Annotated in this window: 10 protein-coding genes and 1 other RNA gene; 1 reads left to right on the forward strand and 10 read right to left on the reverse strand. The window is 57.1% G+C overall.

The window, feature by feature from the left end:
* The 4 genes from BM261_RS07930 to BM261_RS07945 all read right to left on the reverse strand — a co-directional run bounded on the left by BM261_RS07930 (position 1) and on the right by BM261_RS07945 (position 6,871).
* Positions 1-654: a glutathione S-transferase family protein gene (locus BM261_RS07930; protein WP_074897215.1), complete on the reverse strand. Its 654-nt coding sequence runs from the start codon at positions 652-654 to the stop codon at positions 1-3.
* A 342-nt stretch (positions 655-996) separates the two neighbouring features.
* Positions 997-1,704 carry a helix-turn-helix transcriptional regulator gene (locus BM261_RS07935; protein ID WP_074897217.1) on the reverse strand — a complete coding sequence of 236 codons (708 nt, stop codon included), beginning with the start codon at positions 1,702-1,704 and terminating at the stop codon, positions 997-999.
* A 78-nt stretch (positions 1,705-1,782) separates the two neighbouring features.
* A complete protein-coding gene (locus tag BM261_RS07940; protein WP_074897219.1) occupies positions 1,783-2,508 on the reverse strand; it encodes a phosphoadenylyl-sulfate reductase in 726 nt (241 codons plus the stop codon).
* 532 nt (positions 2,509-3,040) lie between these two features.
* Entirely contained in the window at positions 3,041-6,871 is a 3,831-nt protein-coding gene (locus BM261_RS07945; protein WP_074897332.1) for a DUF3683 domain-containing protein, read from the reverse strand.
* Between the two features lie 223 nt (positions 6,872-7,094).
* Here BM261_RS07945 and ffs point away from each other — a divergent pair.
* Positions 7,095-7,191: signal recognition particle sRNA small type (ffs, locus tag BM261_RS07950), an RNA gene on the forward strand.
* Positions 7,192-7,382: 191 nt separating this feature from the next.
* Here the strand turns inward: ffs and BM261_RS07955 are convergent.
* From BM261_RS07955 to BM261_RS07980, 6 genes are all read right to left on the reverse strand, one after another.
* Positions 7,383-8,159, reverse strand: a complete 777-nt coding sequence (locus tag BM261_RS07955) for a hypothetical protein (protein ID WP_074897221.1) — start codon at positions 8,157-8,159, stop codon at positions 7,383-7,385.
* Positions 8,160-8,318: 159 nt separating this feature from the next.
* A complete protein-coding gene (locus BM261_RS07960) occupies positions 8,319-8,942 on the reverse strand; it encodes an FMN-dependent NADH-azoreductase (protein WP_074897222.1) in 624 nt (207 codons plus the stop codon).
* A 95-nt stretch (positions 8,943-9,037) separates the two neighbouring features.
* On the reverse strand, positions 9,038-10,897 hold the full coding sequence (gene ilvD / locus BM261_RS07965) for a dihydroxy-acid dehydratase (protein WP_074897224.1): 1,860 nt from the start codon (positions 10,895-10,897) through the stop codon (positions 9,038-9,040).
* A gap of 213 nt (positions 10,898-11,110) precedes the next feature.
* Positions 11,111-11,866, reverse strand: a complete 756-nt coding sequence (locus BM261_RS07970; RefSeq protein ID WP_074897226.1) for a toxin-antitoxin system YwqK family antitoxin — start codon at positions 11,864-11,866, stop codon at positions 11,111-11,113.
* A 101-nt stretch (positions 11,867-11,967) separates the two neighbouring features.
* Positions 11,968-13,038 (reverse strand): 3-isopropylmalate dehydrogenase, encoded by a 1,071-nt coding sequence (gene leuB, locus BM261_RS07975; protein WP_074897227.1) that lies wholly within the window; start codon positions 13,036-13,038, stop codon positions 11,968-11,970.
* A 109-nt stretch (positions 13,039-13,147) separates the two neighbouring features.
* On the reverse strand, positions 13,148-14,011 hold the full coding sequence (locus BM261_RS07980; RefSeq protein ID WP_074897229.1) for a hypothetical protein: 864 nt from the start codon (positions 14,009-14,011) through the stop codon (positions 13,148-13,150).
* Positions 14,012-14,016: the final 5 nt, after the last annotated feature.

Consider the following 14,016-nt stretch of genomic DNA (forward strand, 5'->3'; position numbering starts at 1 on the left):
TCAAGCCTGTTTTTCCAATTCCGCTGCGGCCTGTTGCGCCCAAGCCATCGTTTCGGCAAAGGCGGGGCGGGCGGTGTGGCGGTTGATATAGGCGGAGAAGACCGGTTCGTCCGTTACGAAAACCGGGGGTATGCCGCGTTTCGGTATGGTGCGGATAAAGTGGATCAGCAGGCCGGTGAAATATACATCGAGTGCGGAAAAGCGGTTGCCGACGATAAAGTCGTGTTTGGCCAGATGGGCGCGCAGGGTGGCGAAGGCAGTGTCGAAATCACCGTAGCCTGTGTCCTTGCGCCGCTGTTCGCTGTCCTGTACACGGTGGATTTTGTCGAATCCGGCGTATTCGAGGTGGATGGAGAAACACAGCCAGCGGTAGAACTCGCCGCGTGCCAACGAATCGGCGGCCGGAATCAGGTGTTTGTCGGGAAACTGCTCGGCCAGAAAGGTGATGATGGCGGCGGTTTCGGTCAGCACGGTGCCGTCTGCTTTGAGTGCGGGAACTTTGCCCATCGGATTGACTGCCAGATAGTCGGCGGATTTCATGGCTTCGCCGAACGGAATCAGTTTGACGTCGTATTGCGCGCCGCATTCTTTCAGCATCCAGACTACGTTGGTGCCGCGGGAATAAGGGTGGGTGTAGAGCGTGAAACGGTGCATGGTTTTTCTCCTGCGGGGTTGAAAAGACTCATGATACAGGCAGGGCGCGTCAATTTTTGTCAGCAGGCTTTTTCAGACGGCCTGTTTTGATGTTTCGTTTTTTGCCATTTCCGCGCAGGCGGGAATTGAGGCTTGCCCGTACGGAAACCTGCTGAGAGAAAAAGTTTCCCACATTCCACATCCTGGATTCCCACCTGCGCGGGAATGACGGGATTCAATCAATAGCCGCATCAAAGATGAAGCAAGCCGGCTATGATGGAACCACGGCGGTCGAAAATCAATACGGGTTACGGTCTTTCAGACGGCCTGTTACGGCTTTGAGGCCGTCTGAAAAATAGGTTTCTAAATCTCAAACACCGACAAATCCAAATCTTCCTGCCGCTGCCATTCGCGCAGCAGCACCATGCGCGGAACGGGGAAGGTGTCGCCGATGCTCAGGTTTGACATGCGGTCGGTGCGGAAGTGGCGGAAATCCCGCCGCTTTTCGCACCATGCCGCCAGCAGGCAGGCGTCGGGAAAATAGCCGACCGCCAACGGTCTGACGCTGCGGCGGGTAGGGCGGCCTTGGGCATCGGTATAGTCGAACGAAAGGATGCGGTTGCCGCGCAGGGCGGTGCGGATGGCGGACAGCGTTTCGCTTTCCTGCGGCGTAAACGGATAGGTTTGGCACGGGCGGGGATAAAGTGCCTGCGTGTTGAGGTGTTCCCTTAAATGGCCGGGCAGCACGGCATCGATTTTCGCCAGCACAGATTTGGCATCGGCGGCCAGGCCGTCGTCTCCGTTTGCGGCCACCCAGCGCATTCCGAATACCAGTGCTTCGATTTCCGGTTTGTCGAACATCAGCGGCGGCAGCCCCAAATCGGTATGTAATACGAAACCCAGCCCGGCCTCGCCGCGTATGTCGGCGCCTTGCGCGCATAATTGGGCAATGTCGCGGTACACCGTGCGCGTGCTCACCGATAACTGCTGCGCCAGCGTTTCGGCGGTAACGGGACCGTGCCGGCGGCGGAGCAGGTCGAGCAGGGAGAGGAGTCGTCGGCTGCGGGGCATGATGAGGCCGTTTGAACGGATAAGGAAAACGGCGGCATGATAAGCCTTTGCCTGTTCGGACGGAAGGGTGGGGCGGCTTTATTTGTGCAGGCCGCATTCCTTGCTGTCTTTGCTTTCCCACCACCAGCGTCCGGCGCGGATGTCTTCGTCCCATTTCACCGGACGGGTGCAGGGTTCGCAGCCTATGCTGGGGTAGCCTTGGTTGTAGAGGGCGTTTAACGGCAGGTCGGTGGTTTGCGCATAGGCCCAAACGTCGTCGTCCTGCCAGTCGAAAATCGGGTTGAATTTGGCGATGCCGCGGGCGTGGTCGGTTTCCTCAAACGGCAGGTCTCCGCGCGTAACCGATTGGCTACGCCGCTGGCCGGTCAGCCAGGCGGGGGCGGCGGCGAGGGCGCGGTTGAGCGGCTCGACTTTTCGGATGTGGCAGCATTGTTTGCGCAATTCTATGCTTTCGTACATTGCGCCTGCGCCGTATTCGGCGACGAAGCGTGCGGCCTCTTCGGGCTGCGGATGAAAGACGGTGAAGCGGATGTGCGGGTAGCGGCGGCGGACTTGCGCGATCAGTGTCCGCGTTTCGGCGTTGAGGCAGCCGGTGTCGAGGGTGACGACGGCAATCGGCAGGTCGGCGGCGGCGATTCGGTGGGTAACGATCATGTCTTCCGCCGCCAGGCTGGAGGCGAAAACGGCTTGGGGGAAGCGTTGCGCGATTTGTCCGAGGCGTTGGTCGAGCAGGCGGATTTTTTCGGGCAATCGGGCCGGTGTGGTTTGGTCGGGCGGCGGCATTTGCCAAAATTTCGGTTTCATGGCGGCGGTATTATTGTTTTCGGGATAGCCGACATTGTCCCGTCGATTGCGCTGCCGGCGAAGGAACGGTTTTTTATTTGCTTATAACGGAGGGGCCGTCTGAAAGGTCGGTCGATCGGGTTTGGCCGGGGTGATGAATGGTGCTTCGGTTTGAACACAGGTTTTGCCACATTGCGGCTTTGGCAGGGAAACCTGCCGTAACGGCCGCCGTGTTTTGGGTTGGCACGGAAGGCGGCAGTGGGATGCTTCTGTTATGCGTTTATGAGTTTGGCCTGATAGGCGGATTGCTGTCGTGAAATCGGTCGGAAAGGTGCGGGCATTCGGCGGGAGGTTCGGTTTCGCCTATCGGCGGTTGGCCGGCATGTTTTTTCGGATGCGGTATTTTTCAGACGGCCTTCTAGGCCGTCTGAAAGGTTCGGGTATCCGTCCAACTGATTTTCGCGATTCGGCGATGGAGGCATGAAGTTATATCCGCTGTTTGGGGATATGGTTTCAGACGGCCTTTAGAGGCCGTCTGAAAACTTTTCCAGCCTTACAGCAACACTTGTTCCACGCCGCCGTTTTTCGCTTTTTGCACGAAATCGTCCTGCCAGGTTTCGCCCAAAATGCCGCGCGCCATTTCAATGACGATGTAGTCGGCTTTGATGTTGTTGTCTTCTTCGTAGCGGCTCAAACCCTGCATACAGGCCGGGCAGGTGGTGATGATTTTCACCTGTTCGGCGGGCGGGAGCTGTGTCAGGTTTTTCTCGATTTCTTCCTGTTTGCGGAATTTCACCTGGCTGGCGATGTCGGGGCGTTTGGTGGCGAACATTCCCGATTCGCCGCAGCAGCGGTCGCTCAATACCACGTCTTTGCCCAGCAGTTCGCCCGCCAGTTTGGTCGGGTTCATGGTTTTTATCGGCGTGTGGCAGGGGTCGTGGTACAGGTATTGCGTGCCTTGTATGCCTTGCAGTTTCACGCCTTTTTCCAGCAAAAATTCGTGGATGTCGATGATGCGGCAGCCGGGGAAGATTTCTTCGAAGCGGTATTCGGCCAGCGCGTCGTAACAGGTTCCGCAGGAGACGACGACGGTTTTAATGTCGAGATAATTCAAGGTATTGGCCATGCGGTGGAACAGGACGCGGTTGTCGGTAACCATTTTGTCCGCTTTGTCGGCATCGCCGTGGGCGTTTTGCGGATAACCGCAGCACAGGTAGCCCGGCGGCAGCACGGTTTGCACGCCGACGTGCCACAGCATGGCCTGCGTGGCCAGCCCGACTTGGGAGAACAGGCGTTCCGAGCCGCAGCCGGGGAAGTAGAACACGGCTTCGGTATCTTCCGGCAGTTCGGGGTTGCGGATGATGGGGATGTGTTTGTCGCCTTCGATGCCGAGCATGGCGCGGGCGGTTTGCAGCGGCACATGGCGCGGCAGCGGACGGTTCACAAAGTGGATGACTTGTTCTTTGACGGACGGTTTGCCGACCGTGGTTTTCGGCGCGTTTTTCAGGCTGTCCGCGCCCAAATGCAGTTTTTTCGCCAAATCGTAGCCCATGGTCTGCATTTTGAAGCCCGCCTGAACCACGCCTTTGCGCATCAGGTTGATGGCGCGCGGGTCTTTGGCGTTCAAAAAGGCCAGTCCGGCGGATACGGCGGGGTTGAAGTGGCGTTTGCCCGCCTTTCTCAACAGGTTGCGGATGGCCACGGTTACGTCGCCGAAGTCGATATTGACGGGGCAGGGTTTGACGCAGCGGTGGCACACGGTGCAGTGGTCGGCCACGTCGTTGAGTTCGTCGAAGTGTTTCAGCGATACGCCGCGGCGGGTTTGTTCTTCGTACAGGAAGGCTTCGGTCAAAAGCCCCACGCCCAGGATTTTGTTGCGCGGGCTGTACAGCAGGTTGGCGCGCGGGACGTGGGTGGAGCAGACGGGTTTGCATTTGCCGCAGCGCAGGCAGTCTTTTACCGATTCGGTGATTTTGCCCAAATCGGACTGTTCCATAATCAGCGATTCCGCACCCAGCAGTTCGAAAGACGGGGTGTAGGCATGACGTAAATCCGAGCCTTTCATCAGCTTGCGGCGGTTGAAGCGGCCGTGCGGATCGACTTTGGCCTTGTAGTCCCAGAAGGGCTGCATTTCTTCGTCCGACAGGAATTCGAGTTTGGTGATGCCGATGCCGTGCTCGCCCGAAATCACGCCGTTCAAGCTGCGGGCGATGTTCATAATCCGCGCCACGGCCTTATGCGCGGTTTGCAGCATTTCGTAGTCGTCGGAATTGACAGGGATATTGGTATGGACGTTGCCGTCGCCGGCGTGCATGTGCAAGGCGACGAAGACGCGACCGCGTACGGTTTTGGCGTGGATTTTGCCCAAGCCTTCGATGATTTTGGTGTCGGTTTTGCCGCTGAAGATTTCGGCGAGCGGCTTCATTACGTCCTCTTTGACGGACACGCGCAGACGGAAGTCGCGGAATGCGGTGAAACAGCTCTCGTCGTCTTTGGCTTCGGGCGCGGCATGGACGGTTGCGCCGTAGCGGGCTTTGTAGTCGACAAGCGGCGTGTCCAGATGGGCGAGCAACCAGTCCCAACGTTCTTTGACGGCGGAAACGTGGGCAAGGGCGTGTTTGCCGCGTTCGCCCAAAAGTTCGGCGGTCGGCAGGTCCGTGCCCATTTTGTCGATGGGGAGTTTGCCGGACAGATATTGTTCCAAAGCGGCACAGAGTTTGAGTTTGTTTTGGATAGAAAGCTCAATGTTGATGCGCTCGATACCGTCCGAATACTCGCCCAGCCGTTCCAGCGGAATCACCACGTCTTCATTGATTTTAAAGGCGTTGGTATGTTTAGCGATGGCGGCGGTGCGGCTGCGGTCGAGCCAGAAGGTTTTGCGCGCTTCGGGCGATACGGCGATAAAGCCTTCGCCGTCGCGGGCGCGGGCGAGTTCGCAGATGTGTTCGGCTGCTGCCTCTACGGCGGCTTCGTCGTCTGAAACCACGTCCGCTAGCAAGACCATTTTCGGCCGCCCCTTGCCTGCCGCTTTGGTGGCGTAGCCGACGGCGCGGACATAACGCCAGTCCAAATGCTCCAAACCCGCCAGCCGCACGCTGTCGTGGGCGAGCAGGAAATCGCGGATTTCGACGATAGAAGGCGTGGCGTTGGCGACTGTACCGAAAAACTCCATACACACGGTGCGCGTGTGTTTCGGCATTTTGTGCAACACGAAAGCGACGCTGGTGATGATGCCGTCCGTACCTTCTTTCTGCACGCCGGGCAGGCCGCTCAAGAATTTGTCGGTAACGTCTTTGCCCAAACCGACTTTGCGGAATTTGTGGCCGGGGATTTCCAAACGTTCGGTTTTAACGACATTAATGCCGTCTGAATCCAGCGTGTGAACGTCGAACACGGCGGTTTCTTCGTCGTGGATTTTGCCGAAATTGTGGCGCACGCGCTCGATGCGCAGCCATTCGCCTTGCGGGTTGACCATCTGCCAGTAGGCGAGGTTGTCCAACGCCGTCCCCCACAGCACGGCTTTTTTACCGCCCGCGTTCATCGCCACATTGCCGCCCACGCAGGACGCATCAGCGGAAGTCGGATCGACGGCGAACACCAAACCCGCCTGATGTGCGGTTTCTTCCACCCGCCGCGTTACCACGCCCGCGCCGCAATGGATAATCGGATGCTTGCCGTCCAAGCCCGCCAGTTCGACAAATTCGACGCCGCGATGCTTGTCCAGCTTTTCCGTATTGATGACCGCACTGTTTGCATCCAAAGGCACGGCGCCGCCGGTATAACCCGTGCCGCCGCCGCGCGGGATAATCGTCAAATCCAACTCAATCAGCGCGCGCACCAAGGGCGCGATTTCGGCTTCCGTGTCGGGATTGACGACGACAAAAGGATATTCGACGCGCCAGTCGGTCGCATCGGTAACGTGCGTTACACGCGCCAGCCCGTCGAACATAATATTGTGTTTTTTCGTATGTTTGGACAGCTTAGCCAAAATCTGCGCCCGCTTTTTGCGCGTGGCTTCGAAGCTGCCGTCGAAGGCGGACACGGCGTTTTCCGCCACCTGCAAAAGCTCGCCCACCTGCGGGTCGTCGTCGCGCCGCTTTTGGATTTCGTTCAAACGGTGGCGCATTTCGCGCACCAGGGCTTCGCGGCGGTGGGTGTGTTCGAGCAGGTCGTCCACCAGATAAGGATTGCGCACCACCGCCCAAATATCGCCCAATACTTCAAACAGCATCCGCGCCGAACGCCCCGTCCTGCGCCGTCCGCGCAAATCTTCCAGCGTCTGCCAAGCCTTTTCGCCCAACAGTCGGCCGACGATTTCTCGGTCGGAATAAGAAGTGTAGTTGTAGGGGATTTCGCGGATGCGTTGTTGTGTGGCAGTCGTCATGGTTTGGTGTCCGTGTTGCGGCATTTGCCGTCGTTTTGTTATTGAGGCCGTCTGAAAGCCCGGCTGGATTTGTGATGGTTTGTAATGTAATGTAACTTCAATGTTATTTCAAGTCTAAACTGTAGACAATCCGCTTGTTTGCAATGAGGGCGGAAGAAAGCAGGGCAGGGAAAATACCGCTTGGTGTTTTGCCGCAATACGGTTATAATCCGCGCCTTCTTATGGCGGGTCTCCCCGCATGGTGAGTTGGAGCAACGGGTCAGGGGCGGAAGCCAGCAGCCCACTCTGATAAGTCAGTGCCGGGGGTTAGGCTCGCCGCCCTATCAAAAAACACCGAACATTTCCATGTTCGGTGTTTTGCTTTTGCGGCCGTCTGAAAAGTTTCAGACGGCCTTTTAATGTTCGGTTGGGAAACCTTGACCCGCATTCGGCCGTGTCTTGACGTTCCGGTTAGACTTGCGGTTTGCAGATTCATCAATCCGAACCGTATTTAAGTTTTCAGACGGCCTCATCAGCGGATGTCTATTCCTTTGCGTTTAAATTCATCCTCCAACTGCCGGATTTGCTGTTCCGCTTTGAGGAGCTGTCTGTAATCGTCGGGGTGCATCGTATCGCGCAGGTTCATGCTTTTCAGGCCGAGTTCGCTCAGGCCTTGCGCTTGGGACGCGGCAGTTTCCGTTATCCGTTGCTTGCCCGACCATCCGCCGGAGCCGCTTATTTTGGTAATGCCGACTTGGCCTGCGGGCGCGTCGTAGAAGTTGTATGCGGCCGAGTCTTTGGGGTTGGGTTGGCCGTCCCGATAAAAGGTCGTCCATAGCAGTTTGTTGGTCTGTCTGGAATATTCCAGTTCGTGTCCCTGTATGTTGCCTTTGTCATCAAGGGTGTAAAGTTTGACCAGCGGCCTGATTGCAGGGTGCTTCGAGTCGGCCGGCATCGGGTGGTAATTGCCTTCCCAGCAGCGTTGCATGCGGTCTGCAACAGGGGTGCAGTGTTTTGGGGTGCGTGTTTCGTTCAAACGGAGCCAGTTGTTGATTCTGGCGAGTTCTTCGGGTGAGGGGGGTGTATATGAGCTGCTGTCTGACGGGCTGTCGTATGACGAACTCCTGTATGACGAGCTGCTTGGCGAATAGTCGGTGCATGTAGCGTTGCCATATACCTGCATGCAGTGCCCTATACGGTTCATTTGCTGTGCGTGCTCTCGGCGCAGTATGTTTTCGTTGGCTGCCGCGAATTGGCTTGCCGCCAATCCGCAGAATGCCAGCAGGATAGGCAAAATCGTTTTACGCATGGGGTGGTTTCCGTTTCAAGGTAAAAATTCGGGTATTGGGGTTTAGGGGAATCCGCGCTTTTAAGCTGCCTGAATATTTGTTTGCGCGGATTGGGTTCGGGAAGATGGTGTGCAGGCTGCTTTTTCGGTTTTCAGACGGCCTCGGGTTGTCTGTGACTGTTAAGCGATAAAATGGTCGTACACGGCATCGATTTTTGCGCAGGCGCGTTGGACTGCGGCCTCCCAGTTGCCTGCCGTACCTTCGGCGTAAACGGTATCCACAGAAGCGAAGCCCAAGAAACCGCCAAGCAATGTTTTCAAATAGCTTGAGGCGAAATCCATTTGCGCCATCGGACCTTCGCTATAAACGCTGCCGCTGGCCTGCAACAGCAGTACTTTATGCTCGCCCATCAAACCTTTCGGTGTACCGTCTTCGCCGTAGCGGAAGGTTTCGCCGGGCATAACCAGATTGTCCAGCCAGTCTTTCAGGAGGGCGGGAATGGCGAAGTTATACATAGGGTAGGCGATAACGAGACGGCGGGCGGATTTGACTTGGTTCACGACCGACATCAGCCGAGCTTGCAGCGCAGCTTGTTCTTCGTTTGGTTGTTGCCCTTGAAACAGGGTAACAGTAAACATCTCCAGCACTGCCTTATCCAAAGGCTGAATATCTGCTTCTGCCAAATTGACCGTTTGCACGCTGCCTGCAGGCAGTTTGGTCAGCAGGTGGGCAACCATGCGATTGGTCGCGGAAGCAGTAGAATGTCGATCAGGATGTGCATTGATAATCAGGGTGTCAATCATTTTAGTTTCCTTTTTTGGGATAGTTTAAGTGAGATAGGTTTTCAGACGGCCTACGATACCGTATGGCCGTCTGAAACCTTTATTGCCGCACTGTTTTATCGCTCGATTTGCGATACGTCGCGCACCGCGCCTTTGTCGGCGGAAGTGGCCATCGCGCCATAGGCACGCAGGGCGGCGGAGACGTAGCGGTCGCGGTTTTCCGGTTTCCACGCTTTGCTGCCGCGCGCTTCCATTTCGGCGCGGCGTTTTGCGAGTTCTTCGTCGGACACTTTCAGATTGATGCTGCGGTTGGGGATGTCGATTTCAATCGTGTCGCCTTCGTGCACCAAGCCGATGGCGCCGCCTTCCGCTGCTTCGGGCGAGGCGTGGCCGATGGACAAACCTGATGTGCCGCCGGAGAAGCGTCCGTCAGTTAAGAGGGCGCAGGCTTTGCCGAGGCCTTTGGATTTCAGGTAGGAAGTTGGGTACAGCATTTCTTGCATGCCCGGGCCGCCTTTGGGGCCTTCGTAGCGGATGATGACGATGTCGCCGGCGACAATTTGGTTGCCCAAAATGCCTTCGACGGCGGCTTCCTGGCTTTCAAACACGCGGGCGCGGCCGGTAAATTTGAGGATGCTCTCGTCCACACCTGCGGTTTTCACCACGCAGCCGCGCTCGGCGATGTTGCCGAACAAGACCGCCAAGCCGCCGTCTTGCGAATAGGCGTGTTCGACGTTGCGGATGCAGCCTTTTTCGCGGTCGAGGTCGAGGGTTTTCCACATGCGGTTTTGCGAGAACGCTTGGGTGGTGCGTACGCCGCCGGGCGCGGCTTTGAAGCGTTCAATGGCATGGGTGTTTTTAGGATTGGTCACGTCCCATTGTTCAATCGCGTCTTTCAGCGTCGGCGCGTGGATGGTGTACACGTCAGTGTGCAGTTTGCCCGCTTTGTCCAATTCTTTCAGGATGGCGAAGATGCCGCCGGCGCGGTGCACGTCTTCCATGTAGTAGTCGTGGTTGTTGGGTGCGGTTTTGCAGATGCAGGGCACGACGCGGCTTAAGCGGTCGATGTCGGCCATTTTGAAATCCACACCCGCTTCGTTGGCGACGGCAAGCAAATGCAGGATGGTGTTGGTGGAGCCGCCCATGGCGATGTCCATGGTCATGGCGTTTTCAAACGCTTTTTTGGTGGCAATGCTGCGCGGCAGCACGGTTTCGTCGTTTTGCTCGTAATAGCGTTTGGTGATTTCGACAATCATGCGGCCGGCTTCGAGGAATAATTCTTTGCGGCCGGCGTGGGTGGCGAGGTAGGAGCCGTTGCCGGGCAGGGACAGGCCGAGCGCTTCGGTCAGGCAGTTCATGGAGTTGGCGGTGAACATGCCGGAGCAGGAGCCGCAGGTCGGGCAGGCGTTTTGTTCGACTTCTTCAACCTGTTGGTTGCTGACATTGTCGTCCGCCGATTCAATCATGGCATCAATCAAGTCCAAGCGGCGTTCGGGCTGGATATTTGCCACGCCGATGACCTTGCCCGCTTCCATCGGACCACCGGAAACGAAGATGGTCGGGATGTTCAGACGCATGGCGGCAATCAGCATTCCGGGGGTGATTTTGTCGCAGTTGGAAATGCACACCAGCGCGTCGGCGCAGTGGGCGTTCACCATGTATTCGATGGAGTCGGCAATCAAATCGCGGCTGGGCAGGGAGTACAGCATGCCGCTGTGTCCCATGGCGATACCGTCGTCGATGGCGATGGTGTTGAATTCTTTGGCGATTGCGCCCGCTTTTTCGATTTCGCGGGCAACCAGTTGGCCCATGTTGTGCAGGTGGACATGGCCGGGCACGAATTGGGTAAACGAGTTGGCAACGGCGATGATGGGCTTGCCGAAGTCGGTTTCCATCACGCCGGTGGCACGCCACAATGCGCGTGCGCCCGCCATGTTGCGGCCGTGGGTGGAGGTTTTGGAGCGGTATTCTGGCATTTTTGTATTCCTTTGATTGGCTGGTGTTTGGAGAAGGCCGTCTGAAAAGGTATCGGTTGGTGCAACCTTAGGTTTCAGACGGCCTTTGCAGCCGGTATTTTATATGAAATGCAGCATGATAAGAAATGCTGCGGGACGGGGAAGGAGGCCGTCTGAAAAATCCTGCGGCGGTTCGGAGGCGGGTTTTCAGACGGCCTATATTGGCGGATGGGTTTATTCGTCCGATTCTGCCAATTTGTCCAATTCGTCCATGCGCGGCCTGAGGAAGCGTTCGGCTTCGTCTTGCAATTCTTGCGATGCGGGGTTGCCGTGGGCGTCCACGACGCTTGTTTTGTCTGTTGCTTTATCATGGCGGAAGGTATACATCAGGCTGCCGTCCGGGCGGTAAAACTTGGATTCGATACCGGTGTTTTGCTGATATTTGAAGTGGTGGAGCAGCTTGCCGTTTTCTCCGTAGACGGCGTGGCTGCTGCTTCTTTGGGTGCCGTAGTTATGGCTGATCAGACGGTCTTTGAGGTCGTATGTCCATTCTTCGACGATGTGGCCGTTTTCATATAGGCCTATGCTTTGCAGACGGCCTTTACGGCTGTAAAAGGCCATTTTGCCGTTCAACCCGATTTCGAGCGGGGTGGACAGCTTCAATTTTGTATCGTCGGGAATGATGATGGGGGAAATTTGGCGTGCGCCGTTGTCTTGGTAAAAGTCTTGGATCACGGCCCGGCCTTCGGCGGTGCGCCCCAGCAGCATGCGGTAGTAGCCGCCTTTGGCAGGCTTGGCACTCTCCCGGTGATTGTTGTCGTAGTAGGCGATAATTTCCCGCTCGGGATTGCTGATTTGGCTGACGATGGTGTTCTCGCTTTCAAATTTGGCAATCGTAAACAGATCGGTTTGCGGTTTCGGGACGATGCTGCCGCAGGCACTCAGAAGAACTGCGGCAGTAAGGGTGGGAAGCAGGGTTTTGATGTTCATGTTCGGCCTCTTTGTCGGTAGGGTAAGGTTTAGGCCGTCTGAAAACGGGGATGCGGCGTTGGTTTGGTAAAACGGTGTTTTCAGACGGCCTCTTTTGGGTTTTAAAGTGCGGCGACGACTGCGCTGCCCATTTCGGAGCAGGAGACGAGTTTGCCTCCGTCCTGCATGATGTCGGCGGTACGCAGGCCTTGTTCCAACACTTTTTGCACGGCGCTTTCGACTTGTTGCGCGCGCGCTTCGTCGTTCAGGCTGTAGCGCAGCAGCATGGCCAGCGAGAGGATGGTGGCCAGCGGGTTGGCTTTGTCTTGCCCGGCGATGTCGGGCGCGGAGCCGTGCGACGGTTCGTACAGGCCTTTGCCGCTTTCGTCCAGGGAGGCGGAGGGCAGCATGCCGATGGAGCCGGTGAGCATGGAGGCCTGGTCGCTTAGAATGTCGCCGAAGATGTTGCCGGTGGCAATCACGTCGAACTGTTTGGGCGCGCGCACGAGCTGCATGGCGGCGTTGTCCACATACATGTGGGAGAGTTCGACGTTGGGATAATCTTTGGAAACTTCGTTGAAGATTTCTTTCCACAGTTCGGTGGTTTCCAGTACGTTGGCCTTATCGACGGAGCAGAGTTTTTTGTTGCGCTTTTGTGCCGCTTCGAAGGCGATTTTGGCAATGCGGCGGATTTCGGACTCGCTGTATTTCATGGTGTTGTAGCCTTCGCGCTCGCCGTTTTCCAGTGTGCGGATGCCGCGCGGTTCGCCGAAGTAGATGTCGCCGGTGAGTTCGCGCACGATGAGGATGTCCAATCCGGCCACGACTTCGGGTTTTAATGTGGAGGCATCGGCAAGCTCTTTATATAAAACGGCGGGGCGCAGGTTGGCAAACAGGCCCAGGTCTTTGCGGATGGCTAAGAGGCCGCGTTCGGGGCGCAGCGGGCGTTCGAGTGTGTCGTATTGCGGCCCGCCGACCGCGCCGAGCAGCACGGCGTCGGCGGCACGGCACAGGTTTTGCGTAAATTCGGGATAGGGGTGGCCGTATTGGTCGTAGGCTGCACCGCCCAGCGGGGCGTATTCGTAACGTGCGTCCAGGCCGTCTGAAATCAGTTTGTCGAGTACGCGCACGGCTTGGGCGGTAATTTCGGGGCCGATGCCGTCTCCGGGCAGGATGGCGATTTGTTTGGTCATTTCGGGTTTCCTTGTTTGGTTGGGGGAGTTTCCGACGGCAGGCCGTCTGAAATGCGGATTATAACGGAAGGCCGTCTGAAAAATTTTCTTTCAGACGGCCTTTTGCCGTTCAATGGCTTTGGAAAATGCTGATGCTGTCTTTGTGATACTGATACAGGATGTCGGATACGGTATAAGCCGATTCGTCATATGCCTGCCGTGTCAAATCGGCCAGCGCGTACAGGCTCTCTTCATCGGCGGGGTTGCACAGCAAAAGCGCGTCGCGGGCGGGAACGGAGAAGACGGGGTTGGCGGCCAAAACGTCATTGTCATGAAGGATTTCGTCCAGCAGCAGCACCAGCGCGGTATCGTAAAAGCCGTCCAAGCGGATTTGGCACAGGCTGTGCCCTTCGGCGCGGTCGGTTTCGAGGCCGTCCTGCCTGATCAGGCGGCGGATATTGTCCAATGCGGTTTCACGCAGTTTGGTACGGTCGGACAAGCCCAATTTGTCGGCGTCGGCCTGCGTCATCGAGCGCATGGCGGTACTCAAATCCAGCATGTACACCAGCAGTATGTCGCCGGCCAGCGGTTCGCAAAGCGGCAATTCTTCGGTTGACGGGCCGTTTAGTTCCCGTATTTCGTCCAGCCAGGCCGCGTTTTTCAGCGTGATGCGGATTTGCCCGCTTTCAATGGCGGCAGACTCTTGTATTGCCGATGCCATTTGCCGCATAGCGGTCAGATGTGCGGCCAGCAGCCCGTCCAAGCCTTCGGGGTCTTGGCTGTATTGCGCGTAGGCGTTGGCGACGTACAGCCTGCCCGATTCGGCCTCTCCTTCGGCGGTAATCGCGATATAGGTGTCGTGCGGCGTATCCGCCCATTCGATGGCTGCCGACACGCCCGGTTCGCGGTTTGCCGCATCGGCGAAATGTTGGCAGAATTCACGCCAATCCATGAGTTTGGGCTTGCCGCCGAACAGTTTTTTCCAAAAAGACATATCAG

The organism is Neisseria elongata subsp. elongata, from assembly GCF_900113545.1.
Lineage (GTDB): Bacteria > Pseudomonadota > Gammaproteobacteria > Burkholderiales > Neisseriaceae > Neisseria > Neisseria elongata.